The sequence below is a fragment of the Streptomyces sp. NPDC088124 genome, from assembly GCF_040685895.1.
Classification (GTDB): domain Bacteria; phylum Actinomycetota; class Actinomycetes; order Streptomycetales; family Streptomycetaceae; genus Streptomyces.
Genome location: NZ_JBFBJB010000050.1, coordinates 24,821 through 50,012, shown reverse-complemented (window position 1 = coordinate 50,012; position 25,192 = coordinate 24,821). Strand labels below are relative to the sequence as shown.

Here is a 25,192-nt window from a genome sequence, read left to right as displayed (position 1 = left end):
TCTCTCATGGGCTCAGCGACCTACGAAGCCGTTGCCTCGACCAGTCCGCGCATCCGCCGCGACGTCCTGTTCACCGAAACACCGGACGGTGTGCTGTTCCACAACGCGGACGGCGGATTCCAGCTCACCGCCAAGGCCGCCTACCGCTTCGCCACACTGATCGTCCCGCATCTCACCGGGGAGCACTCGGTCTCCGACATCTGCCGGGGCCTCGGCGACCAGCAGCGCGCCATGGTGGGCGAGCTGGTCAAGAGCCTCTACGAACGGGACTTCGCCCGCCCCGTCCCGCCCCCGGAGCCCGGCGCCGACGCCCCCGGCACACCGCCCGACGCGGCGCGGCGGTTCGCCCCGCAGATCGCCTACATCGACCACTACTCCGACGAGGCGGAGCGCCGCTTCGAGCGCTTCCGCACCGCGCGGGTGGCCGTCCTCGGCGACGACCTCGTCGCCCGCTGGTGTGTGCTCAGCCTGATCCGCAACGGCTGCACCACCATCGGTGTGCAGCCCGCCCTCGGCACGGAGAACCTGGCGGCGATCGAGGCCGAGGCGAGCGAAGCGGCCTCCCACGGCTGCCCCGTCGACCTGCCGCGGATCGCCTCCGACGCCACCGGGGCGCCGCTCGGCTGGGCGGATCTCGCCGCGTACGACATCGTCGTGACGACCGGCGGGCCCGCCGCGCCCGGCCGGCTCTTCCCGCTGCTGCGCGCCGGCGTACCCGAGGGCCGTACCCTGCTGCCGGCCTGGTCCTACGGCGAACAGGCCGTCGTGGGGCCGCTGATGACGGCGGACACCGCCGGCTGCTGGTCCTGCGCCGTGCTGCGCCTCGGCGCCCGTGACGGGGCCGCGGCGGCGGCCGACATCTGGCACGGCCTCGCGCTGCCCGGCGCCGAACCGGTGGGTGAACTCCCCAGCAGGCCGCTGTCGGCGATGCTCGGCAATCTGCTGGGGTACGAGATCTTCCGCCGCACCACCGGCGCCCTGCCCGCCGAGACCTCCGGCCACCTGATCATCCAGGACATGCGGTCCCTCGACGTCACCACCGAGCCCCTGCTGCCGCACCCCCGCTGCCCGCTCTGCGCCGGCACCGCCGCGGCCACGGCGGACACCGGCACCGAGCCGGCCGGTGAACTCCCCGTGGATCTCGGGACGGTGGGCAGCGGCACCCCGCCGATGCCGACGGTGGCCACGGCCCGGGAGGCCGACGAACTCGTGGCGGAGCTGAACCGCCGCTCCGTGCTGGTCCGGCCGCGTGCGGGCGTCTTCACCCGGTTCGCGGACGAGCCGCTCACCCAGATACCGCTGAAGGCCACGATCGTCGAGTTCGGCCTCGGGCACGGGGTCCGGCGCCGGGTCGCCGCCTTCGACGTGCACCATGTCGCGGGCGCCCGGCTGCGCGCCCTGAACGCGGCGGCCGGGGTGTACGCCGAGCATGTCGTCCCCACCACCGGTGTGGTGACGGCAGACCAGCCCGACACCGTACGGACGCGGACCGTCGAACCCCGCGCGCTCGTCCTCGCCGCGGGCGGGGCGCCGGACGGTGAGCGGGTGACCGCCTGGACCCGGGCCACCTCCCTGCTCAGCGGGGAGCGCGTCCTGGTGCCCGCGGCGGCGGTACGGACCTTCGGGCCGCACAACCGCGACCGGCTCTTCGAACCGTCCGCCGCCGGCACCGGCGCGGGCGCGTCGGCGGCCGACGCCGCCGCCGGCGGACTGCTCTCCGCCCTCGCCCACGACGCCCTCGGCCGGGCGCTGCGCGGAGCCCCGGTGCACCGATGGGCACCGGAGCTCCTCGACGACGGCGAGGACGCCGAACTCACCTTCCTGCTGCGGTCCGCGGACGTCCTCGACGTCGGCCTCGAACTGCTCGACCTCGGCGAGGGCGACCGCTCCGGCGTCCATGTGCTGCTCGCCAGGGGGGCCGGCCGCTGGGCCGTCGGCAGCGACACCGTCCGGCGGCGCGCCGCGGCCGCCGCCGTACGCGATCTGCTCGGGGAGGTGCAGCTCGGCGGGGAGGAGACCGCCGCCCCCTTCGACACCGGCGATCCGTTGCTGCGCGACCTCGACGCGTCGACCCTCCGCCCCGCCGGTGACCTCGACTCCGGCCCGGCCGCCACCGGCGCGCCGGCCACCTGGGCCGACGTGCTCGACCGGCTGAAGGCGGCGGGCCGCGACGCGCTGTGGGTCGACACCGGCTCGCCCGACCTCGCCGCCGCCGGACTGCGCACCGCCCGCGTCCTCCTCACCACGGAGGAGCCCCGTGGCGTCTAGCACGCTCGCCGCGCTCCCGGACGAGGACCAACAGGCGGGCCACCGCACGGGGGACACCCCGGCGGTACGGGCACTGCGCGGCCCGCTCCGCCGCGCCCTCGACGGACTCGGCGGCCCCGCGGTGACCCTCACCGGGCTCGGCGCGCACAACGCCTTCGCGCCCGGAGCCCCCACCGAGGACGCCGGGCTCCCGGAGTCCGCCGTCCCGGTCCAGGTCTACGGCGGGCACGCCGTCGTCGGCCCCCTGCCCGCGGCCGGCGGCACCGGGGCTCCCGGGGGCTGCGCGCACTGCCTGGCCCGCCGCTGGCAGTCCGTACGGTCGGTGGCGCTGCGCGACGCCCTGGAACGCGGCGGGGAGACCCGGGCGGCGGGCGCGTGGCCCTACGCCGTGCCGTTCGCGGCGGACGCCCTCGCCGCCCTGATCACCGGTCTGGTGGCCGGGACCGCCGCTGCCGCCGCCGACGGGCCGTTCCCGGAGATCCGTCTCCTCGACCTGCGCACCCTCGCGGTACGGCGCTACCCCCTGGTGCCCGACCCGGAGTGCCCGCGCTGCGCCACCCCCCGTACCGACAGCGCGGAGGCGGCCCGGATCACCCTGCGCCCGGCGCCCAAACACCGCCCCGGCGCCTTCCGGCTGCGCCCCGTCGAGGCGTACGCCATCGATGTGGCGGCCTACGCCAACCCGGTGTGCGGCGCGCTGGGCCCCTCCATCGTCCACGACATCTCCTCCACCTCCACCTCGGCGACCATCGGCTGCTTCTCCATGCGCGCCGGCGACTATCTGCGCGAGACGTTCTGGGGCGGTCACGCCGACTCGTACGGCCGCAGCAACCGCATCGGCGTCCTGGAGGGAATGGAGCGGTACGCGGGGATGCGGGCGCGCTCCCGGGTCACCAGCGTCACCGGAACCCTCGACGCGTTCGGGCCCGACGCGGTGGACCCGAGGGACGTCGGCCTGTACGCCGAGGAGTTCTACGCCGCGAACCCACGGGTCCGCCCGTTCGCGCCCGATCGCGAGATCCCCTGGGTGTGGGGGTACTCGCTCCGCGACGACCGGCCCCGTCTGGTCCCCGAGGTGCTGACGTACTACCACGCCCCCGGTCTGGAGAATCGTTTCGTCCAGGAGAGCTCCAACGGCTGTGCCTCGGGGGGCTGCCTGGAGGAGGCCGTCTACTTCGGGCTCATGGAGGTCATCGAGCGGGACGCGTTCCTGCTCACCTGGTACGGGCAGCAGCCCCTGCCCGAGATCGACCCGGCCACCAGCGCCCGCCCCGCCACCCGCCACATGGTCGACCGGCTGGCCATGTACGGCTACCGCGCCCGGTTCTTCGACACCCGGATCACCTTCCCCGTGCCGGTCGTCACCGCCGTGGCGGAGCGCTTCGACGGCGGCCCCGGCCGGATGTGCTTCGGCGCCGGCGCCGGGCTCGACCCGGAATCGGCGCTGGACTCGGCGCTCTGCGAGATCGCCACCGACGCCGTGAACCTCCAGGAACGCACCGAGCGCGACGGGCCCCGGCTGCGCGCCATGGCCCGGGACTTCGACCGGGTGACCGCCCTGCACGACCACCCGCTCGTCTACGGCGTACCGGAGATGGGCCGGCACGCCGGTTTCCTCCTCGACCCGGGCACCCCGCACCGGCGCGGCGTCCCGGCCGGACCCCTGCGCGCGGTGGGCGAGTTGAGCTGGCCGGACCCTTCCGGAGCCGCGTTCTCCGCGGACCTCAGGGAGGATCTGACGCGCTGTGTCGACGCGGTCGCCTCGGCCGGATTCGACGTGGTCGTCGTCGACCAGACGATGCCCGAACAGCGCGCGCTCGGCCTGCACACCGTCAGTGTGCTCGTCCCCGGACTCCTGCCGATCGACTTCGGCTGGTCACGGCAGCGCGCCCGCACCATGCCCCGGCTGCGCACGGCGCTGCGTACCGCCGGACTGCGCGAGCGCGATCTGCGGCCCGAGGACCTCAACCCGGCCCCCCACCCGTTCCCGTGACCGGCCCGCACCACCGCCGCGCCGGCCGCCCCGTTCCCACCGCCGTTCAGCCGAGCACCGTCCAGCAGAGAGGAGGATCCCATGGGCTACGCCCATGACTACGCCGCCGCGATCATGCTGCGCGGCCGGATCCCGATGGAGCCCGCCGATTTCGTCCCCGACTGGGCGGATCGGCCGAGGAAGACGAAGTTCTACCCCGGTGTCGAGTCGTTTCCGCTGCCCGACCCCGACGTCCCCGCCGGGGCCACCCTGGCCGCGGGCTGTCCCGGCCGGGGCGGACCGCGCTCCGGGCCGCCCGCCCCGGCCACGGTACCGGAGGCGTTCACCCTGGACACCCTCTCCGGAATGCTGCGGGACTCCTACGGACTGACCGGCCGCAGGCTCGGCGTCCAGACCAACACCGACCTCGCGGCGCTGCCCCACTACACCCAGGCCAACTGGTCGCGCGGCACCGCCTCGGGCGGCGGACTGTACCCGGTCAGTGTGTACTGGGTCTCCGGCCCCAGCGGGCCCCGCGCGCCGGGCATCCACTACTACAGCGCCCCGCACCACGCCATGCAGCGGCTGCTCACCGGTGATGTGTCCGGGCAGTTGCGCGCGGCACTCGGCGAACCCGGCGGACGCCAGGACCAGTTCCTCGTCCTCGGGATCAAGTACTGGCAGAACGCGTTCAAATACAACAGTTTTTCGTTCCACGCGGTGAGCATGGACCTCGGCGCGATCCTCGGGACCTGGCGTCTCTGGGCCCGCGCGCAGGGGCTGAGCGTCGAACCGTCGCTGTGGTTCGACGAGAAGGGGCTGAGCCGCTTGCTGGGGGTGAACAACGAGGAGGAGGGCATCTTCGCCGTCGTCCCGCTGACCTGGGAGGGCGCGGAACCTTCCGCCGACGCGCCGCCCGTGGACGCGCCGTCGGCCGACGGGGCACCCGTCGGGGAGGGGCCCGCCGAGGAAGCACCGGCCCCCGCCGCCGGGGCTCCCTCCGTACGGCACGCCGACAGCGAACGCTCCCGTACGGTCCTGGACTTCGCGACGCTGCGGCGCATCCACACCGCGACGGCGGAAGCCGCCACCGACCGTCCCGCGCCCGGCGCGCTCGCCCCGGCCGCCGCCGTGCCCCCGGAGACGACCGGCACCCCCGTCCCGCTGCCCGCGCCCGAACTGCCCCCGGTGACCGTGCGCGACGCGCTGCGCGAGCGCCGCAGCAGCTTCGGACGCTTCGACGCGAGCCGGCCCGTCACCCCCGCCCAACTGGGCGCCGCCCTCAGCGCCTGCGCCGCCGCCTCCCTGGGCAGCGAGGCGGAACGGCCCGCGGAACCGGACGGCACCGCACCGGAGCTCGTCACGCAGTACGCGTTCGTCAACCATGTCGAGGGTGTCGAGCCCGGCGCGTACGCCTACGATCCCGCCGCCCACGCACTGCGCCCGGTGGTCCCCGGCCCGCCCGGCCCCTTCCTCCAGCGCAACTACTTCCTCTCCAACTACAACCTCGAACAGGCGGGCGTGGTGATCGTCCCGACCATCCGCACCACCGCCGTCCTCGACGCCGTGGGCGACCGGGGATACCGGCTGGTCAACGGTGTGATCGGGGCCGTCGCCCAGACCTTCTACACCGTCGCCACGGCCCTCGGGCTCGGGGCCGGTGTCGCCCTCGGCTTCGACAACATCTCGTACATCGAGGAGCTCGGCCTCGAACGCACCGGCGAGAAGCCGCTGCTGATCATGCTGCTCGGCAACGAGCGGCCGCACCCGGCCGACTTCCGCTACGAGATCGTCTGACCGGGGATGGGGGAATCTGTCATGACACCCGGAACGGATCCACGCCCGGCGCACACCACCTGGCACCCCGGGCGCCGCTTCATGCTGCGCGTCGCGGGGCTGCCCGTGGAGTCCGTGCGCGCGCTGCGCTGCGCGGACAGCCGCCGCTGGGCGGACGAGGTGCTGGCGGCCGAGGAGCGGCTGCGCAGCCGGGGCGCCGCGCTCGGCGACCGCCTCCACGCACTCGTGCGCACCACCGACACGGACCCGGACGGGGCGGGCGCCGGGCACCGCAGGCGCCTGCTCGCACTGCGCCGCCAGATCTTCAACAACCGGCTGCCCGCCGACCCCGACGCCGCGGTCCGTCTCGTCGGCGAGCTCGACCCGGGCGTGGTGGAACCGGTCGCCGAGTGGCTGCGGGACCGCCGACTGCTGGAGAAACTGCGGGCCGAGGGCGCGCCGCTGCTCGCGGCGGACCTCGCCAGGACGCGCGCCGCGCTGCGCGGGCTCCTCGCCGAGGACCGGCTGCGCCACGGCCTCCAGCTCGCCTCCCCGACCCTGGAGGGACAACTCGACGGCTACCTGGCACAGGCGGCGGCCGGTCCCGGGGCGGTGCCCGACAAGCGGATGCGGAAGATCGAGCGGTCGGTGCTGTCGTACCTCTACCGGACGGCGTGCAAGACCAGCCCCTTCAGCACCTTCACCGCCGTCGCCGCCGGCACCTTCGACGACGGACACGACACCGGTCACGACACCGGTGCGGACGGTGGCGAGCACCGCGGCGACCCGGCCGCCGTCCACCTCGGTGAGCGGTGGACCAGCCATGTCCGGCTCAACGTCGTCGTCCTCGCGCGGTTCGCCGAACTCGTCCTCGCCGACTCCGAACGGCGGGGCGATCTGCCCGTACGCCTCGCCTCCGGCTGGGAGCGCGACGGCGACCGCGTCAGATACGTACGCCAGTGGATCACCGCGGGCGACGACTCGGCCGCCGTCACCTTCGACGCGGTGAAGGACCGGCTCTTCTTCCTGCGCCGCAGCGGCACGCTGGACCGACTGCTCGGCCTCTTCGACGGGGACGCCGAGCCGCGCTACCGCGACCTCGTCGAACGGCTGCGCGCCGAACACGACGCCGAGCCCGAGCTCTGCGAGACCTATGTGGCCGCGCTCCTCCAGCTCGGCATGGTCCGGGTCCCGTGCCTGGACACCGATGTGCACAGCCCCGATCCGCTGCGCTCCTTCCGGAGCGCCCTGACCGCCCTCGGCCGGCCCTGGGCCGACGGGCTGGCCGCCGCTCTCGAAGGCCCCCTGCGCGCCATCGACCGCTTCCCCGGAGCCGACCGGGCCACACGCGCCGAACTGCTGCGGGACCTGCGCGCAGGACTGCGGGCCGCGCAGCGCGGACTGAGCGGCGGCGAGTCCGCCACCCTGCCGCAGACCCTGCTGTACGAGGACGTCAGCGCGGGCCGCGACATCACCTGCGCGCTCGACGCGTGGGCCGGCCCGGACGGCGGGCGTTCCGGCGGGGCCGCCCTGCGCTCCGTCGAACGGGTGCTGCCCGCCTTCGACCTGACGCTCCCCCAACGCGTCACCCTCAAGGGGTTCTTCCTGGCGCGCTACGGCAGCGGCGGGCGGTGCGACGACATCCTGGGGCTCGTCCACGACTTCCACGAGGACTTCTTCGACCAGTACCTCACGTTCGCAGCCAAGCGGCGCCCCTTCGACGACCGGGGCGCCTATGTCCCGGAGGAGAACTGGCTCGGCCTGCCCGGGATCCGCGCGATCGACACCGCCCGGCGGGTGTTCATCGACCGGATGCGGGCGGCGTGGGACGGGCGCGGCGACGAGGCGGCGGACCTCCGGCTCGGGGAGCGGGACCTCGCGCTCGTCGCCGACGAACTCGCCTCCGTAGCGGGCGACTTCATGCCCCAGTGCCACCACCTGCAACTCGCGCGGACCGAAGGGGACGGCGCGCCGCTGATCGTGCTCAACCGCTCCTACGGCGGACTGTCCTTCCCCTTCAGCCGGTTCACCCACGTCTACGACACACCGGACGGACAGGAACCCGCGGGGTCCTTCTCCCGGTCGCTGCGCGACACCGCCTCCGCCGTCACACCCGAGGGCGCGGTGCTGGCCGAGATCACCGGGGGAGCGGTCACCAGCAACCTCAATCTGCACAGCCCGCTCACCGGCCACCAGATCGTCTGCCCCGGCGAGTCCAGTTCCGTCCCCGTGGAGCGCCGTATCCACCTGGACGACCTGTACGTCGAGCACGACACCGCCGCGGACCGGCTGGTCCTGCGCTCGACACGGCTCGGCCGCGAGGTGATCCCCGTGTACCTGGGCTACCTCGTGCCGCTCGCCCTGCCGGAGATCCCGCGCACCCTGCTGCTGATGTCCCCGACCTCGATGGCGCCCCTGGACGTGTGGGGCGGCGTCCCGGAGGGCGAGGCGCGCGACGGGGTGACCTCGCGCCCCCGGGTGACGCACGGCGACGTCGTCCTCAGCCGCCGCAGCTGGACCACGACGGCCGGCGCCCTGCCCGTGCACCGGCCCGGACCCGGCACGGCCTCCGGCCCCGCACCGGGCGGCGGTCCCGCCTCCGCTCCGGCCTCCGGCGCGGACCAGGACCGGTTCCTCGCCTGGCAGCGCTGGCGGCGCGCCCACGCGCTGCCGGACCGGGTCTTCGCGACGGTGTCCAGCGGCCCCCGGGGCGGCGCGGGCGCCAAACCGCAGTACGTGGACTTCGACAGCATGCTCTCCCTCACCGCCTTCGAGGCGCTGCCGAACCACCCGGACGACCGGATCGTCCTGCGCGAGATGCTCCCCTCCGAGGACGGTCTGCACGTCCGCTCGGCGCGCGGACACCATGTCGCGGAACTGGCCGTGGAGACCTTCACCTCGGCCACGGACCGGCCGGCCACGGAGTCGTCCCTGACCGACCGGCCGGCCACGGAGCCCTCCCTCACGGACCGACCGACGAAGGACGCACCGACATGCCAGAGCTGACCCCCGTCCCCGGCGCCGGCCCCTCGGGCGACTGGCGGGCCCTCCACATCTTCTACGCGGCCAACCCGCAGCCCCTGCTGGTCAACTGCGTCCGGCCGCTGGTGGCGGAACTCACCGCCGAGGGCCTGCTCGCCGGGCACTTCTTCATCAACTACTGGCTGGAGGGCCCGCACGTCAGACTCCGGCTCAAGCCCGCCGACGCGGCGGCCACCGACGAGGTCGTCCGCAGGGCCGAGGAGGCGATCACCGGCTTCCTGCGCAAGCGGCCCGCGCTCTACGAGGTCGACTCGGGATTCCTCAACGAGTTCTACAACACCCTGTTCGAGATAGAGTTTCCGGAGGGCGACCGCGGCGCCTTCATGGACGCCGAAGGACGGATGAACCTCCGTCCCAACAACTCCTTCTCCCACGAACCGTACGAGCCCGAGTACGGCAAGTACGGCGGGCCCGCCGGGATCGAACTGGCGGAATGGCACTTCGCACACTCCAGCATCCTCGTCATGGACGCCTTCCGCACCATGAACCTGCACCTGCGCACCGTACTGCTCGGCACCTCCGCCCAGTTGATGATGGTCATGGCCGGCTGCTTCCTGCCCGAGCGGGAGGAACTCGGCGCCTATCTCGACCGCTACTACGAGTTCTGGCACACCGCGTTCCCCGGTACCGGCTTCATCGGCTCGAAGGAGTACGACCGGAACTACGCGGAGATGGCCCCCGGCCTCGCCCGCCGCTTCACCGCGATCCGGCGGGCGATCCGCACCGGCGAACTGGACCGGCTGCCCGTCTTCCTGCGCGGCTGGGCCGAACACTGCCTCGAACTGCGCGCGCGAGCCGAGGAGTTGGCGGTCCGAGGCGAGCTGGTGTTCCGCTCCTGGGACGGCACACGGGACGAGCGGGTGACCGACCCGGCCGTCGCGCTGCCGCTGCTGCTCTCCCCGTACATGCACATGACCAACAACCGGCTGCATGTCACCATCCGCGACGAGGCGTACCTCTCGCACGTCCTCGGCCGGGTCCTGCGCGAGGAGGAGAGCCCCGCCGGGGCCGCGGAACCCGGCCGCCGGACGGCCGCCCGATGACCACACCCCCGGGAGAACTCCTCTCGCACACACCGGCGCTGAGACCCGGCATCCTCCTCAGCCCCGCACTGCTGCGCGGCGCCGCCACCGTGCACCTCATCAAGGAGCCGGCGGCGGGCGCCTCCTTCGAGGTCGGGGAGAAGGAGTACTTCCTGATCTCCCGGCTCGACGGCGTCCGCAGCCTCGCGGAGATCGGCGACGAGTACGCGCGGGCGTACGGCAAGCGGCTCGCCGCCGCGCACTGGCAGCGCCTCCTCCACCTGCTGGGCACCCGGGGCCTGCTGGCCGGGGGACCGCCCCGCCCCGCGCCGGAGCCCCGCTCCGGCGGACCGTTCGAGGGCAGCGTGCTCCGCGGCACCCTGCGGCTGGTGGCCGACGCCCACGCCACGACCGGCCGGCTGCACCGGCTGCTCCGCCCCGTCCTGCGCGCCCCCGTCCTGCTCCCGCTCACCGCCGTGCTGGCGGCGATGGAGGTGCTGCTCGCCACGCACCTGCCCGAACTGGCCCGTGACACCTGGTGGCTGGTCCGGCAGCCCGTCGCGCTGGTGGCCGTCTGCACCCTGCTCTGGCTCTCCACCGCGCTCCACGAACTCGCCCACGGCGTCGCGGCGCGCCACCACGGCGGGACCGTCGGCGAGATCGGGCTGCGCTGGCGGCTCCCGGTGGCCGTCATGTACTGCACCGTCGACAACTACCGTTATCTGCGCAGCAGATGGCACCAGCTCGCGGTCGCCGCCGCGGGTGCCTACGCCAATCTGCTGTTCCTGCTGCCCTTCCTCGCCTGGTGGGCCGCGCTCCCACCGGGGGACCCCACCCGCCGCGTGCTGTCCGGGCTGCTGCTGCTCGGCAGCGTCCAGGCGCTCGTCAACTTCCTCCCGCTGCCGCCGCTCGACGGCTACACGATGCTCGGCCACGCGCTGCGTGTCTCGGGCCTCGCCCCGGAGAGCGGGCGGTACGTGCGGCTGCGGCTGCGCGACCGACCGGCCGCCGCCGCGTACCCGCGCCGCGCCAGGACCCTCTACCTCGGCTACGCCGTGGGGTCGGCCCTGCTCGTCGCTCTCGTCCTGGCGGCCCTGGCAACAGGGCTCTTCCTCCTTCCAGTTCACTGATCCACAACCCCAGAGGGGCGCAGAACCACATGAGCGAGGCCAGGACCATGGCGTCCGTGCCGCACGAGTCAGCCGCCGGACCGGCGATCGTCGTCGAGGAAATACGCAAACGATACGGTGACCACCAGGCGGTGGACGGGGTCTCCCTCAGCGTCGGGCGCGGGGAGTTCTTCGGGCTCCTCGGCCCCAACGGCGCCGGGAAGACCACCCTGGTCGAGATCATGGAGGGCCTGCGCCGTCCGGACTCGGGCACCGTCTCGGTGCTCGGCCGGACCCCCTGGCCCCGGGACGTCACCCTGCTGCCCCGGCTCGGGGTGCAGACCCAGTCGTCCGCCTTCTTCGTCCGGCAGACCGCCCGCGAACACCTATGCACCGTCGCCGCCCTGTACGGGGCCGGCCGGGAGGACGCCGACCGCACCCTGGAGACCGTCGGACTGACCGACCGGCGCGACGTGCGCGTCGAGGACCTCTCCGGCGGCCAGCGCCAGCGCCTGGCCATCGCCTCCGCCCTGGTCCACGGGCCGGAACTGATCTTCCTGGACGAGCCCACCGCCGCCCTGGACCCGCAGGCCCGCCGCGATCTGTGGGAGGTGCTGCGCGGGCTCAAGAGCGAGGGCCGCACCATCGTCTACACCACCCACCACCTGGACGAGGCCGAGGCCCTCTGCGACCGGGTGGCGATCCTCGTCGGCGGTTCCGTCGCCGCCCTGGACTCCCCGCACCGCCTGGTCGCCGCCGCCGCGGCGCCGACCCGCCTGATGATCCCCGTCGAGCGGATGACCCAGGACGACGCGGCGGCCCTCCCGGGGGTCGACCGGGTCACCGTGCAGGGCGGCTCCCTGGTCCTGGAGACGGCGTCGTCCGGCAAGGTCCTCCAGGCCCTCGACGCGCGCATCGGCCTGGACGGCGTCGTGACCCGCACCGCGACGCTGGAGGACGTCTACCTCCAGCTGACGGGCACCGCGCACACCGACACCACGCACACCGACACCACGCACACCGACACCACGCACACCGACACCACGCACACCGACACCACGCACACCGACACTCACACGCACACCGACACGACGGAGCAGCAGGGATGAGCGCGTACGCAAGCCTCACGGGGGCCGGCTACCGGGCGCAGATCCGGGACAAGGCCACCCTCTTCTTCACCTTCGCCTTCCCCCTGCTGTTCCTGGTCGTCTTCGGGCTGATCTTCCGGGGCCAGGAGGTGGCGGAGACCGACCGCCCGTACATCTCGTACATCGCGCCGGGCGTGATGTCCTGGGGTGTGGCCAACGCCGCCGTCTTCGGCGTCGCCTTCACCCTCATGCAGTGGCGCCGGGACGATCTGCTCCGGCTGATCCGGATGACCCCGACCCCGCTCACCTCGGTACTGGCCTCCCGCTACGTGCTCGCCCTCGGGGTGGGTGTGGTGCAGGCGGTGGTCTTCATCGTCGTGGCGATGCTGCCGCTCTTCGGCCTGGAACTGGACGCCCGGTGGCCGCTGGCGCTGCCCGTGCTGGTGCTCGGCATCACCGCGTTCCTCACCATCGGTGTGGTCATCGGCTCGTACGCCCGTACCCCCGAGGCGGTCGCGGCGATCGCCAACTGCCTCATGGTGCCGATGGCCTTCGTCTCCGGCTCGTTCCTGCCGCTCGACATGATGCCGTCCTGGCTCCAGACCCTCTCGCGGGTGCTGCCGCTGCGCTATCTCAACGACGCGGCGTCCGCCGCCCTCGCCGGCCGCGGCGACCTCGGCGACATCGCCCTCGGCTGCGGCGGACTGGCCGTGTTCACCGTGGTCTTCGGGGCGATCGCGCTGAAGACCTTCCGCTGGAGCGACACCGCATGACGGCCCCCGTCGTACCCGCCACGGACGTCTCGTCCGGTCCCGCGCGGCCGCTTCCGGACGACCGCACCCCCCTGGCGGCGGCCTGCCTCCGGCTCCAGCGGGCGCTGACCGGGCGCCACACCCCGGCCACCGGGGCGCAGGCGCCGACGGTGGTGCCGCTGGGCGCCGCCGATGTCCTCGGCCACCGCGGCGGCGACCCCTTCGCGGCCGTCCGCCCCGCCGCCACCGTCCATCTCACCTCGCGGGAGGTGCTGGTGGGCCCCTGGGGCGGCGACGGCACCGCGCCCGCCTGCGGCCAGTGTCTCGCCATGCGCTGGCAGCGGCTGCGTACCCGCACCGAACGCGACGCCCTGGAGACCGGCAGCCGCACCCGCGCGGCCGGTCCCTGGCCGGAACTCACCCCGTACGCGCTCGACGCGGTCGACGCGCTCCACCGCGCCGTCGTCCTCCCGGACGGGGTGGCCCCGCCGGGTCCCGGCGCCGCCGACCGGTCCCTGCCCCAGGTGTCACGACTGGATCTGGCCACTTTGGAGGTACGGACGTACCCCCTGCTCGCCGATCCGCTCTGTCCGCACTGCGGGCCGGGCGGCACCGGCCCCGGATCCGGCGCGGAGAGCGCGGACGGGGCGCCGCTCACCCTCGTCAGCCGGCCCAAGCCCGCGCCGGACGTCTACCGGCTGCGCCCGGCCTCCGCGTACCCCATGCCGGTGGCGGCGCTCGCCAACCCGGTCTCCGGGGTGCTCGGCGCGGGCACCTGGATGAACGTCACCTCGCCCACCACCGCGCCGGTCGCCGGCAGTGTCTTCATGCGCGGCTACGCGGGCCTCACCGACGTCACCTGGAGCGGCCAGGCCAACGGCTTCGACGCCAGCCGCGACCTCGCCTTCCTGGAAGGCCTGGAACGGTACGCGGGCACCCACCGGCGCACCGGCGGCGCGCCGGTCGTCGCCGCCTACGACGACCTGGGGGACGCGGCGCTGTCGCCCGCCGAGTGCGGTTTCTACCCGCCCGAGACCTACCGCGACGACCCGATGGTCAGCCCCTTCGACCCCGGCCGGCCCATCCCCTGGGTGCGGGGACACTCGCTGCGCGACGACCGCCCGGTCCTCGTCCCGGCCCGTCTCGTCCACTACAGCGCGGGGCTCGCCTCCGACAACTTCGTCTTCGAGTGCTCCAACGGCTGCGCCATCGGCGGCAGCCTGGAGGAGGCGGTCCTCGGCGGTCTCCTCGAACTCGTCGAGCGGGACGCCTTCCTGGTCGCCTGGTACGGCGCCACGCCGCTCACCGAGATCGACCTCGGCTCGGTGGCGGACCGCACCGTACGCACCATGATCGACCGGGCCGGCGCGCAGGGCTACGACGTGCACGCCTTCGACAACCGGATCGATCTCGCCGTACCCGTCGTCACCGGTCTGGCGGTACGGCGCGACGGCGGCCCCGGCACCTTCTCCTTCGGCGCCGGCGCGAGCCTCGACCCGGCGGCGGCCCTGACGGGCGCCCTCTCCGAAGTGCTCACGTACATCCCGCACCTGCCCCGCCAGGTGACCGAGCGCCGCGCCGAACTGGAGGCCATGGCCGACGACTTCGGAAAGGTCCTGCATCTGAAGGACCATGCCCAGCTCTACGGGCTGCCGCGGATGGCCGAGCACGTCCGCGGCTATCTGGAGCCGTCCGCCGTCCGCCCGGCGGACGAGATCTACCGGAGCTGGGAGGAGGGGGCCCGGCCCCGTACCGGCGACCTGCTCGACGACGTGGCACACGTGCGCGACGAACTCGTGCGCGCGGGTCACGATGTGATCGTCGTCGACCAGACCACACCGGAACAGCGCCGGATGGGGCTGTGCACGGTGGCCACCCTCGTACCCGGTCTGCTGCCGATCGACTTCGGCTGGTCCCGCCAGCGGGCCCCGGGCATGCCGAGACTGCGCACCGCGGCCCACCGGGCCGGGCTGCGCGACCGGGAGCTGACCGAGCGGGAGATCCGTCTCGTACCGCATCCCTTCCCCTGAACCCGCGGGCACCGCGTCCCGGCCGCCGCACCGGCGGCCGGAACACGCGAACGGGCGGCACCTGCGCGGAAGGTCGCAGGTGCCGCCCGTCCGGATACGGGAGCGGCGTCGATCAGGCGCTGCAGGACGTGGTGCTCGTGGTGGAGGAGCAGGTCGACGTCGAGCTGCAGCTCGTGGAGCCCGCGAGCACGACCTCGCTGGCGTCCGAGTAGTCGGAGATCTCGAAGGTCTCCGACTCCAGCTCCATGATCTCGTCGGCGAGCGAGGCGAGGGTGTTCTTGTCGGCCATGGTGACTCCTTGGTCTGCGCCGGCCCCCGAGGGGTTCCCCGGTGGTCCTGTGCCGTGGTGCCCTCGTATTCCAGCCGAACCCACTGCCACCCCGGTGTGTCTTCCACTGACCGCCCGTGTCAGCGGTCTGTACGCGGCACGCGGCCGAGGTGGCGCACGATGGACCGGGTGAGCCCTGTCGCGTACCCCGGAGAGAACACGCCCGTCCTGGCCGGACTGCGGGAGATCCTGCGCCCCGCCGTCGCGTTCTGCCTCGATCTGCACCAGCACCCCGAACGCTCCGGCGAGGAGCGCCGTACGGCGGCCCGGCTGGGGGAGTGGCTGCGCGAGGCGGGGTACGCGGTGACGGGTGACATCGGCGGCCACGGCGTCGTCGGAGTGCTGCGCAACGGCGACGGACCCCGCGTCATGATCCGTACGGAACTGGACGCGCTGCCCGTCACCGAGCGGACCGGCCTGCCGTACACGAGCAGCGGGCCCGTCGCCCACGCCTGCGGCCATGACCTGCACATGGCCGCCGCCGCGGGCGCCGCGTCGCTGCTGGCCCGGTCCCGGGAGAGCTGGCGCGGCACGGTGGTCGTCGTCGGCCAGCCCGCCGAGGAGACCCTCGCCGGGGCGCGGGCGCTGCTGGCGGACGGACTGTACGAGCGCTTCGGGCGGCCCGACGCGGTCCTCGCCCAGCACACCGCGCTGCTGCCCGCGGGCATGGTCGCCCACGCGTACGGGCCGATGCTGGCGGGGAGCGCGGGCATCGAGGCCGTCGTCCACGGCAGGGGCGGTCACGCGGGCACCCCGCACCTCGCGGTGGACCCGGTGGTCACCGCCGCCGCGGCGGTGCTGCGGCTCCAGGGGATCGTCTCCCGGGAGTGTGCCCCGACCGAGCCGGCGCTGCTGAACGTCGGGTCCTTCCACTCCGGGGCGGCCGACAACCTCGTTCCCGACCGGGCGACGCTCGGCGTCACGGTCCGCGCCCTGTCCGAGCGCACGCTCGACCGGATGACGGCCTCGGTGGAGCGGATCGTACGGGCGGAGTGCGCCGCCTCCCACTGCCTCCGGGACCCGGAGATACGTACCGTTTCGCGCTCCCCGGTCACCCACCCCGACCCGGCGGCGACCGCCGGCGTACGCCAGGCTCATGTGCGCCTCTACGGTTCCGAACGTGTGGCAGCCTGGCCCCCGTCCATGGCGACCGAGGACTTTCCGCTGTACGGGGACGCGGGAGTCTCCGTGCACGGAGAGGAGGGGATCGCGCTTGTGTACTGGATGTTGGGGGTGGTGGGCCCGAAGGTGTGGGCACAGACGCCGGGCACGGCCGAGGAGAAGCTCGCCGTCCTCCCGCCCCACCACTCCCCGGAGTTCGCCCCGGACATCCGTACCGCGCTTCCCACCGGCATCACGGCGATGACGTCCGCGGCGCTGTCCCGGCTGCGGACCGAAGGCGACGGGAACAGCTGATGTGCCGTCATATCGCGTTCCCGTCGGCGTGTTGGAACGTTGCAGCCGGAGACGAGTCCGGACATTGCGGTATCTCGCCGCTCTTGCTCCGCTCGGGTCGGAACACCTTTATCAACAAGTGATCGGAGAGGTGTTTGTCGCGCCCCTTCATGGCCATAGTGTCGCCACGAGTACACAGTTTCTGCACACAAGTCACACGGGGTGAAGGGCACATCACTCATGCAGGGCACCGTCGATGGATTCAATTATGGCGCAGTCACACCTGTGGCGGCCTATCTCATGGCAGTTCTGGGCGGGGCTCTGGGGCTCCGCTGCACCACTAGATCGCTGCGCACCGAGCAGTCCTGGAAGCCCGGTTGGCTCGGGCTCGGTGCGACATCCATCGGTTCGGGCATCTGGACCATGCACTTCATCGCCATGATCGGCTTCCAGGTGAAGGAAGCGCCGATCAGTTACGACATACCGCTGACCGTTCTCAGCCTGGTCGTGGCGATCGTCGTGGTCGGTATCGGAATCTTCATCGTCGGCTACCGCGAGGCGACCCGGGTCACACTGACCACCGCCGGCACGATCACCGGTCTCGGCGTCGCGGCCATGCACTACATCGGCATGGCCGGGATGCGTCTGCACGGACGGCTGGACTACGACACACCGACCGTGGTGCTCTCCGTCGTCATCGCCGTCGTCGCCGCGACGGCCGCGCTCTGGGCCGCCGTGTCGATCCACGGCTTCCTGCCCAGCCTCGGCGCCAGCCTCGTGATGGGCATCGCCGTGACCGGCATGCACTACACCGGCATGGCCGCCATCAGTGTGCATCTGCAGGGGGCGGCCGGCGGCTCCGCCGGAGGCGGTTCGCCGACCTCGATCATGTTCCCGATGCTGCTCGGCCCCGCGGTCTTCCTGGTGCTGGCCGGTGTCGTGGTGATGTTCGACCCCATCCTCGTCCTGGGCGAGGGCGAGTGGGACCAGCCGGAGAACAAGAAGCCGGTGCGGAGCGACCCTCCGCCGCGGCCCGTCTGGCCCCCCACGTACGACGAGGCGAACAGCGGCAGGGCCCACACCCCGGCCCCCGCGCCCACCTCGGCGCCCGGCCCGCAGGGCGGGCAGCAGCGCAGCCCGTACGACTGGTGACCGTCACCCGCTGTTCGGCACCCGCCGACGTCACCCGCCGACTGCCGTGAGGTGACCCGCTGTCGGAGCGCCGCCCCGCCTGTCGCGGGGCGGCGCTTCACGCGTTCCGGACCGCCGCGGTGTCCGCCACGTCGTTCGCCGTACCGTCCGCGCCGCCGTCCGGTGTGCCGATGGACTCCCGCAGCCGCGCGCTGGCCATCCGCATGTGCTCGGCCATCGCCTCGTTGGCCGCGTCCGGGTCATGGGCGCGGATGGCCGCCAGGACGGCGTCGTGCTCGCACAGGGTGCCGCTCACGGTCCCCTCCAGATCGCTGACCCGCTCCATCCACACTTGGAGCAGCGCGCGGATGGAGTGCAGGATGTCGCTCAGCACCGAGTTCCTGGCGATGCTCGCCGTCTCCAGGTGGAAGGCGATGTCCGCGTCGATGAACGCCGCGACATCCGTGCCGGCGTCCCGCATCCGCCGCAGGTGCTCCTCCAGCCGCGCCACGTCCTCCTCGGTGGCGCGCTCCGCCGCCAGCCGCGCCGACACGCCCTCCATGTGCGTACGGACCTCCACCAGGTCCTGGGTGCGCCGCTGGCCGAGCATCAGTCCCCAGTTGATGGCGCGCGGCAGGAACTCCGAGGTCCCCTCGCGCACGTACGAGCCGGAGCCGGGACGGATCTCGATGATGCCCAGCACGTCGAGGGCGGAGAGGGCGCCGCGCACACTGGACCGGGCGACCCCGAGGGCCTCGGCGAGCTGACGCTCCGCGGGCAGCCGGGTGCCGGGCTTGATGTCGCCCGCGGAGAGATGGTCGAGGAGCCGCTTGGCGACCTCGCTCACCGAGGACTCGCGCACGACAGGGCGCAGCAGCCGGGCGAGATCCGGCGAGGCGGGTGATTGCTGATCAGGCTGACTGGTCACGGTCACCAGTACACCAGATGGGTGTTCCCGCTGTTCAAAGGTGTCCTGAACGCGCCCATAGCCGCGTCGCCCAGCCCCTTGTCAAGAGTGGCGTGCATCACTTGAAGAGTGACGCTCGCCACATTGGTCAATTGGTGACCAATTTTCTTCTGGGGGTTACGTTGAAGACACATCAGCCGGTGGAGCGAGATGCTGCGCTCTGTTTCAGCCATGATCGCCGCCGACTGTGACCCGAGTCCGGACGGAGCTGTCCGGCGCTGCCGAGGGAGTCACCATGGGTGCCACCGCGTTGCCATCCGCCGTCGAGAGATCAGCCATCAAGAAGGTCTCGATCCGGCTCGTCCCGTTCGTCGCGTTGATGTTCTTCGTGAACTATCTCGACCGGACGGCGGTCTCCTTCGCGGAGCCGAACGGCATGGGGGAGGACCTGGCGCTCACCGCGGCGCAGTTCGGATTCGCGTCCGGGGTCTTCTTCATCGGATACATCATTCTCGAAGTCCCCAGCAACATGGCGCTGCACCGCTTCGGCGCCCGCCGCTGGCTCGCCAGGATCATGGTCACCTGGGGCATCGTGTCCCTGCTGTTCACCTGGGTGCAGAACAGCGAGCAGCTCTACGCGCTGCGCTTCCTCCTCGGCGTCGCCGAGGCGGGCTTCTTCCCCGGGGCGATCCTCTTCCTGAGCCAGTGGGTGCCCTCCCGGCACCGTACGAAGGTGCTCGCGCTCTTCTACCTGGCCCAGCCGCTCACCACCGTCTTCGGCGCCCCGCTCGCGGGCTGGCTCATCGGCCACCACGGGCTCTTCGGCCTTGAGGGCTGGCGCGTGATGTTCCTCTTCGTGTCCATCCCCGCGATCCTCCTCGGCGTCGTCGCCTGGTTCTACCTGATCGACCGGCCCGCCGACGCCAAGTGGCTCACCCCGGCCGAGAAGGAGTGGCTGACCGCCGAGCTGGTCTCGGAGAACGCCGCCAAGACGGGCGCCGACGAGAGCCACGGCCGCGCGGCCCTGAAGGAGGCGTTCCGCAGCGGACGCGTCTGGACCCTCGCGATGGTCTACTTCGGCTTCATCTACGGCCTGTACGCGCTCGCCTTCTTCCTGCCCACGATCATCGAGGGCTTCCAGGAGAGCTTCGGCACCTCCTTCAGCGTCATGGACAAGGCGCTGATCACCGCCATCCCGTACCTGCCGGCCGCCGTCGTCCTCTTCTTCTGGTCCCGGCACGCCACCCGGCACGGCACCAAGACATGGCACGTCGCGGGCCCGGCCGTCGTCGGCGGTATCTCCATCCCCGTCGCCCTCTACATGGACTCCCCGGCCGCGACCATCGCCGTGATCACCGTGACGGCGTGCTCGATCTTCGCCGCGCTGCCCGTCTTCTGGTCGATCCCCTCCCGCTTCCTGACCGGCGCCGCCGCCGCGGCGGGCATCGCCCTCATCAACACGATGGGCAACATCGGCGGCTTCGCGGCCGGCTATGTCACGGGCTGGCTCAAGGACTTCAGCGGCTCGTACACCCTCTCCATGTTCGTGGTGGGCGGCTTCATGCTCCTGTCGGCCGTCCTGATGGTCCTGCTCGCCAGGCGCCGGCCCGCCCACCCCTCCGACCCCGCGGACCAGCCGCTTCTCGAGGTGCACTGACATGACCCGCCTGTTCAACGCTCCCGAAGCCTTCGCCGACGAGGCGCTCGAAGGCTTCGTGGCGGCCCACCGCCGCTGGGTGCGCCCCGTCTCCGGGGGTGTCGTACGCTCCGCGCCGACCCCGCCCGGCCAGGTCGCCGTCGTGATCGGCGGCGGCTCGGGCCACTACCCGGCCTTCTCCGGCCTGGTGGGCCCCGGGCTCGCGCACGGAGCGGCCGTCGGCAACGTCTTCGCCTCGCCGTCGGCCCGGCAGGTCCGCACCGTCGCGCAGAGCGCCCACGCCGGCGGCGGCGTGGTCCTCATGTACGGCAACTACGCGGGCGACGTACTGCACTTCGGACAGGCGGCGCGGCAGCTCACCGCCGAGGGCATCGAGACCCGTACGGTCGCCGTCACCGACGACGTCTCCAGCGCGAGCACCGACGAGCGTGACAAGCGCCGCGGGATCGCCGGGGACCTGCCGGTCTTCAAGGCCGCCGCGGCCGCGGCCGAACAGGGCCGCTCCCTCGACGAGGTGGTCCTGGCGGCCCGGCACGCGGGCGAGCGCACCCGCTCCTTCGGCATCGCCTTCGGCGGCTGCACGCTCCCCGGCGCGGAGAGCCCGCTGTTCACCGTGCCCGAGGGCCGGATGGCCGTCGGCCTGGGCATCCACGGCGAGCCCGGCATCGGCGAACAGGACGTCCCGACGGCCGACGAGGCCGCCGAACTGCTGGTCTCCACCCTGCTGGCAGAACTCCCCGAGGGCGTGGCACAGCCGCGCGGCGCGCGCGCCGCGGTCATCCTCAACGGCCTCGGCAGCGTCAAGTACGAGGAACTGTTCGTCGTCTACCGCCGGGTCGCCCAGCTGCTCGCCGAGGCCGGGGTCGAGGCCGTCGAGCCCGAGGTCGGCGAACTGGTCACCAGCTTCGACATGGCGGGCATCTCGCTCACGCTCTGCTGGCTGGACGAGGAGCTCGAAGCGCTGTGGACCGCCGGGGCCGACACCCCCGCCTACCGCAAGGGCGCGGTCACCTCCCAGGCCGCCCCCGCCGCCGAAGCAGCCCCGGCCGCGGCCGGGGACGCCACGGCCACCGCGGTCCCCGCCGCCACCGAGGAGTCCCGCGCGGTCGCCGCCACCGCGGTCGCCGTACTCACCGCGATCAGTGACACCGTGGACACCCACGCCGAGGAGCTGGGCCGGATCGACGCCGTCGCCGGCGACGGCGACCACGGCATCGGCATGCGCCGCGGCTCCGAGGCCGCCCGGCTCGCCGCCGTCGCCGCCGCGGAGGCGGGCGCCGGCGCCCGTACGACGGTCAACGCCGCCGCCGACGCCTGGTCCGACCGGGCCGGCGGCACCTCCGGAGCGCTCTGGGGCGTCCTGCTGCACGCCGTCGGCACCACCCTCGGCGACACCGAGGCGCCCACCGCGCGGACCGTGGCGGGCGGCGTCGCGGAAGCCTCCGCCGCCGTGCGGCGCCTCGGCGGGGCCGAGGTCGGCGACAAGACGATGGTCGACGTCCTCGTCCCGTTCGCGCGGACCCTCGACGACGCCACCGCCGAGGGCGCGGCGCTCGCCGACGCCTGGGACCGGGCCGCCACCGCAGCCGAACAGGCCGCCAAGGCCACCGCCGACCTCGTCCCCCGGATCGGCCGCGCCCGCCCGCACGTCGAACGGTCCCTCGGCACCCCCGACGCCGGCGCCCACTCCCTCGCCCTGATCGTCCGCGCCGTCCACGGCGTACTCGCCGGCCGCTGAACCCACCCACCGAGGAGCACCCCCCATGAGCGACAAGCTGCGGATCGTCGTCGGCTCGGACGACGCCGGCTTCGACTACAAGGAAATACTGAAGAAGGACCTCCAGAACAACGAACTCGTCGCCGGGGTCACCGATGTCGGTGTCGACGCCGACGGCCACACCGCCTACCCGACCATCGCCATCGCCGCCGCCGAGATGATCGCGCGCGGCGAGGCCGACCGGGCCCTGCTCGTCTGCGGCACCGGCCTCGGCGTGGCGATCGCCGCCAACAAGGTCAAGGGGATCCGGGCCGTCACCGCCCACGACTCCTTCTCCGTCGAGCGCGCCGTCCTCTCCAACAACGCGCAGGTCCTCACCTTCGGTCAGCGCGTCGTCGGCGTCGAACTGGCCCGCCGGCTGGCCGCCGAGTGGCTGACGTACCGCTTCGACGAGTCGTCCGCCTCCGCCGCCAAGGTGCAGCTCATGAACGACTACGAGTCCGAAGAGGAAGCCGCAGCCTGATGTCCGCTCCCACCCTGCTCGGGGTGAGCCTCAAGATGTACTTCGGGCATCACGAGACCCTCAACTGGGCCCGCCGCATCGGTGACATCGCCGCCCGGCACCCGGCCGTCACCGGCGGCCTCACCGAGGTGTTCGTGCTGCCCGCCTTCCCCGCGATCGTCCCGCTCGGCACCGTTCTGGACGGCACCGGCGTCGCCGTCGGCGCCCAGGACCTCGCCACCGACGACCGGGGGCCGTTCACCGGCGAGGTCTCGGGCCCGTACCTCAAGGAGATCGGCTGCTCCTACGCCGAGGTCGGCCACGCCGAACGGCGCCGCCTCTTCGGCGAGGGCGACACGGTCGTCGCCGCCAAGACCGCCGCCGCGCTGCGCAACGGCCTCACCCCCGTGCTCTGCGTCGGCGAACTCGACCGCGCCGACCCGGCCGAGGCCGCGACACGCACCGTCGCCGAGCTCGCCCGGATCCTCGACACCGCCGCGCACGAGGGCGGCGGGCGCGGCCCGATCGTCGTGGCGTACGAACCCCAGTGGGCGATCGGCGCCCCCCGCCCCGCCTCGCCGGACCACATCAGCCGCGTCTGCGCCGCGCTGACCGACTGGCTCCGGGAGCGCCCCGCGTACGCCGGAAGCCGGGTCATCTACGGCGGCAGCGCGGGCCCCGGACTCCTGTCCACCCTCGGCGAGGGCGTCGACGGACTCTTCCTCGGGCGCTTCGCCCATGACCCGCGGGCCGTCGAGCAGATCCTCGACGAGCTGAGCGGGCGAACCGTGAAGGCGGATGCGTGATGGCCTACGGACTGAGCACCTACGCCTACTTCTGGCGGATCTCCTCGCGCGCCCCGGTGCCGCTGACCGTCGAGGAGATGGTCCGCTCCACCCGGGAGCTGGGCGGCGACGTCTTCCAGATCTGCGACTACCCGCTGATCGAGACCTTCGACGACGCCCGCCTCGCCGGCCTCCGGGCCACCGCCGAGGACCTCGGCGTCACCCTGGAACTCGGCACGCGCGGCATCGGCGAGGACCACCTCGCCCGCTATCTCGAACTGGCGGGCAAGCTCGGTGTCACCCTCGTCCGCTCGATGATGAACAGCGCGGACCACCGCCCCGGCACCGCCGAGGCCACCGGGCTGCTGCGGCGCGCCGTCCCCGCGTACGCGGCCCAGGGGGTCACCCTCGGCCTGGAGACCTACGAACAGGTCTCCACCGACGACCTCCTCACCGTCGTCCGCGCCGTCGACGACCCCCACCTGGGCGTCGTCCTCGATCCGGGCAACTGCGTCGCCCGTCTGGAGCGCCCCCGGGATGTCGTCGAGGCGACCGCCCCGTACGTCGTCAACATTCATGTCAAGGACTTCGCCTTCAGCCGCCGGGACGGCTGGGTCGGCTTCACCTACGCCGGCGCCCCGCTGGGCGAGGGCCTGCTCGACCACGCCCACCTCGTCGAGACCGTACGGCCGCACGAGCGGTCGATCAACCAGATCGTGGAGCACTGGCTCCCGTGGCAGGACGGCGGGTTCGAGACCACGGCCCGGATCGAGGACCAGTGGACCCGGCACTGCATCACCACCCTTCAGAGGAGTAAGTAATGGCCACCGAGAACAAGACCGTCGCCGTCATCGGCGCCGCTGGCAAGATGGGCCAGCGCGTCTCCAACAACCTCGTCAAGAGCGACTTCCGGACGCTGTTCGCCGAGAACTCGCCCAAGGGCCAGGAGCTGATCCGTGGACTCGGCCGCGAGCTCACCGACTCCGACGAGGCCGCCAAGCAGGCCGACGTCGTCATCCTCGCCGTGCCGGACGTCGTCCTCGGCGCCGTCTCTGAGCAGCTCGTCCCGCTGATGAAGCCGGGCGCCGTCCTGCTCACCCTCGACCCGGCGGCGGCCTACGCGGGCCTGCTGACCCGCCGCGACGACGTGCACAACGCCGTCGCCCACCCCTGCCACCCGTCCGTCTTCCTGGAGCGCACCACCAAGGAGGAGTACGCGGACACCTTCGGCGGCATCGCCGCCCCGCAGGAGGTCGTCGCGTCCTTCGAGGGCCCCGACGCGTCCGTACGGGAACTGGCCGAGGCCGTGATCCGCACGATGTACGCGCCCGTCGTCGACGTCCACTGGGTGACGGTCAAGCAGCTCGCCGTCCTGGAGCCGACCCTGGTCGAGACCATCGCCTGCATGGTCGGCGCGCTGCTCACCGAGGCCCTGCACGAGACGGTCCACACCGTCGGTGTGCCCGAGCCCGCCGCCCGCGCGATGCTGCTGGGCCACACGCAGGTCGCGCTCGCCAACACCCTCAAGGGCGACAACCCGTTCTCCGACGCCTGCCTGATCGCCATGGACTACGGCCGTGAGTCGATCGTCAAGGACGACTGGAAGAAGGTCTTCGAGGACGACGAGCTCGACAAGGTCATCACGCGCATGCTCCGCATCAAGGAGATCAAGCGCTGACCCCCGCCCCCGCCGGGCGAAGCTGACACGGTG

The 25,192-nt window shown here is 72.9% G+C and carries 20 protein-coding genes; 17 read left to right on the top strand and 3 right to left on the bottom strand.

Annotated elements, in window-relative coordinates; all coding sequences use genetic code 11:
• The first annotated feature begins 6 nt into the window (after nt 1-6).
• From AB0P17_RS32485 to AB0P17_RS32445, 9 genes are all read left to right on the top strand, one after another.
• Nucleotides 7-2,268, top strand: a complete 2,262-nt coding sequence (locus tag AB0P17_RS32485; protein WP_365816560.1) for a TOMM precursor leader peptide-binding protein — start codon at nt 7-9, stop codon at nt 2,266-2,268.
• Nucleotides 2,258-4,261, top strand: a complete 2,004-nt coding sequence (locus tag AB0P17_RS32480; RefSeq protein WP_365816558.1) for a TOMM precursor leader peptide-binding protein — start codon at nt 2,258-2,260, stop codon at nt 4,259-4,261. The genes AB0P17_RS32485 and AB0P17_RS32480 overlap by 11 nt, the downstream gene beginning before the upstream one ends.
• An 81-nt stretch (nt 4,262-4,342) precedes the next feature.
• Nucleotides 4,343-6,037, top strand: coding sequence for a nitroreductase family protein (locus AB0P17_RS32475; RefSeq protein ID WP_365816556.1), 1,695 nt, complete (start codon nt 4,343-4,345; stop codon nt 6,035-6,037).
• 21 nt (nt 6,038-6,058) lie between these two features.
• Nucleotides 6,059-9,022, top strand: coding sequence for a lantibiotic dehydratase (locus AB0P17_RS32470; protein WP_365816553.1), 2,964 nt, complete (start codon nt 6,059-6,061; stop codon nt 9,020-9,022).
• A complete protein-coding gene (locus AB0P17_RS32465) occupies nt 9,010-10,101 on the top strand; it encodes a lantibiotic dehydratase C-terminal domain-containing protein (RefSeq protein ID WP_365816551.1) in 1,092 nt (363 codons plus the stop codon). Before AB0P17_RS32470 ends, AB0P17_RS32465 begins: the two co-directional genes overlap by 13 nt.
• A complete protein-coding gene (locus AB0P17_RS32460) occupies nt 10,098-11,210 on the top strand; it encodes a peptidase M50 (protein ID WP_365816549.1) in 1,113 nt (370 codons plus the stop codon). The genes AB0P17_RS32465 and AB0P17_RS32460 overlap by 4 nt, the downstream gene beginning before the upstream one ends.
• 29 nt (nt 11,211-11,239) lie before the next feature.
• Nucleotides 11,240-12,298: an ABC transporter ATP-binding protein gene (locus AB0P17_RS32455; RefSeq protein ID WP_365816546.1), complete on the top strand. Its 1,059-nt coding sequence runs from the start codon at nt 11,240-11,242 to the stop codon at nt 12,296-12,298.
• On the top strand, nt 12,295-13,050 hold the full coding sequence (locus AB0P17_RS32450; protein ID WP_365816544.1) for an ABC transporter permease: 756 nt from the start codon (nt 12,295-12,297) through the stop codon (nt 13,048-13,050). The genes AB0P17_RS32455 and AB0P17_RS32450 overlap by 4 nt, the downstream gene beginning before the upstream one ends.
• Nucleotides 13,047-15,059 (top strand): TOMM precursor leader peptide-binding protein, encoded by a 2,013-nt coding sequence (locus AB0P17_RS32445; RefSeq protein ID WP_365816542.1) that lies wholly within the window; start codon nt 13,047-13,049, stop codon nt 15,057-15,059. The genes AB0P17_RS32450 and AB0P17_RS32445 overlap by 4 nt, the downstream gene beginning before the upstream one ends.
• Before the next feature lie 112 nt (nt 15,060-15,171).
• Here the strand turns inward: AB0P17_RS32445 and AB0P17_RS32440 are convergent, their stop codons facing one another.
• Nucleotides 15,172-15,348, bottom strand: coding sequence for a thiazolylpeptide-type bacteriocin (locus AB0P17_RS32440; protein ID WP_365816541.1), 177 nt, complete (start codon nt 15,346-15,348; stop codon nt 15,172-15,174).
• A 168-nt stretch (nt 15,349-15,516) separates the two neighbouring features.
• Between AB0P17_RS32440 and AB0P17_RS32435 the strand changes: the two genes are divergently transcribed.
• Together AB0P17_RS32435 and AB0P17_RS32430 are read left to right on the top strand one after the other, a co-directional pair.
• Nucleotides 15,517-16,803, top strand: coding sequence for an amidohydrolase (locus AB0P17_RS32435; protein ID WP_365816539.1), 1,287 nt, complete (start codon nt 15,517-15,519; stop codon nt 16,801-16,803).
• A 219-nt stretch (nt 16,804-17,022) separates the two neighbouring features.
• Nucleotides 17,023-17,934: an MHYT domain-containing protein gene (locus AB0P17_RS32430; protein ID WP_365816537.1), complete on the top strand. Its 912-nt coding sequence runs from the start codon at nt 17,023-17,025 to the stop codon at nt 17,932-17,934.
• 97 nt (nt 17,935-18,031) lie between these two features.
• Here AB0P17_RS32430 and AB0P17_RS32425 read toward each other — a convergent pair whose 3' ends face one another.
• Complete coding sequence (locus tag AB0P17_RS32425) at nt 18,032-18,847, bottom strand: FadR/GntR family transcriptional regulator (RefSeq protein ID WP_365816535.1); 816 nt, start codon at nt 18,845-18,847, stop codon at nt 18,032-18,034.
• The gene (locus AB0P17_RS32420) at nt 18,844-19,053 is read right to left on the bottom strand and encodes a hypothetical protein (RefSeq protein ID WP_365816532.1); all 210 of its coding nucleotides are present in this window, start codon (nt 19,051-19,053) and stop codon (nt 18,844-18,846) included. Before AB0P17_RS32420 ends, AB0P17_RS32425 begins: the two co-directional genes overlap by 4 nt.
• A gap of 62 nt (nt 19,054-19,115) precedes the next feature.
• On the opposite strand from AB0P17_RS32420, the gene AB0P17_RS32415 reads away from it, so the two are divergent.
• From AB0P17_RS32415 to AB0P17_RS32390, 6 genes are read left to right on the top strand one after another with little or no spacing between them, the layout of a single operon-like run.
• Complete coding sequence (locus tag AB0P17_RS32415; protein WP_365816530.1) at nt 19,116-20,477, top strand: MFS transporter; 1,362 nt, start codon at nt 19,116-19,118, stop codon at nt 20,475-20,477.
• A 1-nt stretch (nt 20,478) separates the two neighbouring features.
• A complete protein-coding gene (locus tag AB0P17_RS32410; protein ID WP_365816528.1) occupies nt 20,479-22,215 on the top strand; it encodes a dihydroxyacetone kinase family protein in 1,737 nt (578 codons plus the stop codon).
• Between the two features lie 25 nt (nt 22,216-22,240).
• Entirely contained in the window at nt 22,241-22,717 is a 477-nt protein-coding gene (locus tag AB0P17_RS32405; RefSeq protein WP_365816526.1) for a ribose-5-phosphate isomerase, read from the top strand.
• Nucleotides 22,717-23,502, top strand: coding sequence for a triose-phosphate isomerase family protein (locus AB0P17_RS32400; RefSeq protein ID WP_365816524.1), 786 nt, complete (start codon nt 22,717-22,719; stop codon nt 23,500-23,502). Before AB0P17_RS32405 ends, AB0P17_RS32400 begins: the two co-directional genes overlap by 1 nt.
• Nucleotides 23,502-24,302, top strand: a complete 801-nt coding sequence (locus AB0P17_RS32395; RefSeq protein ID WP_365816522.1) for a TIM barrel protein — start codon at nt 23,502-23,504, stop codon at nt 24,300-24,302. The genes AB0P17_RS32400 and AB0P17_RS32395 overlap by 1 nt, the downstream gene beginning before the upstream one ends.
• Nucleotides 24,302-25,159 (top strand): phosphogluconate dehydrogenase C-terminal domain-containing protein, encoded by an 858-nt coding sequence (locus tag AB0P17_RS32390; RefSeq protein ID WP_365816520.1) that lies wholly within the window; start codon nt 24,302-24,304, stop codon nt 25,157-25,159. The genes AB0P17_RS32395 and AB0P17_RS32390 overlap by 1 nt, the downstream gene beginning before the upstream one ends.
• Nucleotides 25,160-25,192 lie beyond the last annotated feature (33 nt).

Bases quoted from the DNA above. Each gene is read 5' to 3' on its own strand.
- AB0P17_RS32395 (WP_365816522.1), top strand. From the start codon at position 23,502: ATGGCCTACGGACTGAGCACCTACGCCTACTTCTGGCGGATCTCCTCG.
- AB0P17_RS32415 (WP_365816530.1), top strand. From the start codon at position 19,116: ATGGGTGCCACCGCGTTGCCATCCGCCGTCGAGAGATCAGCCATCAAG.
- AB0P17_RS32485 (WP_365816560.1), top strand. From the start codon at position 7: ATGGGCTCAGCGACCTACGAAGCCGTTGCCTCGACCAGTCCGCGCATC.
- AB0P17_RS32450 (WP_365816544.1), top strand. From the start codon at position 12,295: ATGAGCGCGTACGCAAGCCTCACGGGGGCCGGCTACCGGGCGCAGATC.
- AB0P17_RS32410 (WP_365816528.1), top strand. From the start codon at position 20,479: ATGACCCGCCTGTTCAACGCTCCCGAAGCCTTCGCCGACGAGGCGCTC.
- AB0P17_RS32440 (WP_365816541.1), bottom strand. From the start codon at position 15,348: ATGGCCGACAAGAACACCCTCGCCTCGCTCGCCGACGAGATCATGGAG.
- AB0P17_RS32470 (WP_365816553.1), top strand. From the start codon at position 6,059: ATGACACCCGGAACGGATCCACGCCCGGCGCACACCACCTGGCACCCC.
- AB0P17_RS32455 (WP_365816546.1), top strand. From the start codon at position 11,240: ATGAGCGAGGCCAGGACCATGGCGTCCGTGCCGCACGAGTCAGCCGCC.
- AB0P17_RS32390 (WP_365816520.1), top strand. From the start codon at position 24,302: ATGGCCACCGAGAACAAGACCGTCGCCGTCATCGGCGCCGCTGGCAAG.
- AB0P17_RS32405 (WP_365816526.1), top strand. From the start codon at position 22,241: ATGAGCGACAAGCTGCGGATCGTCGTCGGCTCGGACGACGCCGGCTTC.
- AB0P17_RS32420 (WP_365816532.1), bottom strand. From the start codon at position 19,053: ATGGCTGAAACAGAGCGCAGCATCTCGCTCCACCGGCTGATGTGTCTT.
- AB0P17_RS32460 (WP_365816549.1), top strand. From the start codon at position 10,098: ATGACCACACCCCCGGGAGAACTCCTCTCGCACACACCGGCGCTGAGA.
- AB0P17_RS32445 (WP_365816542.1), top strand. From the start codon at position 13,047: ATGACGGCCCCCGTCGTACCCGCCACGGACGTCTCGTCCGGTCCCGCG.
- AB0P17_RS32430 (WP_365816537.1), top strand. From the start codon at position 17,023: ATGCAGGGCACCGTCGATGGATTCAATTATGGCGCAGTCACACCTGTG.
- AB0P17_RS32465 (WP_365816551.1), top strand. From the start codon at position 9,010: ATGCCAGAGCTGACCCCCGTCCCCGGCGCCGGCCCCTCGGGCGACTGG.
- AB0P17_RS32475 (WP_365816556.1), top strand. From the start codon at position 4,343: ATGGGCTACGCCCATGACTACGCCGCCGCGATCATGCTGCGCGGCCGG.
- AB0P17_RS32400 (WP_365816524.1), top strand. From the start codon at position 22,717: ATGTCCGCTCCCACCCTGCTCGGGGTGAGCCTCAAGATGTACTTCGGG.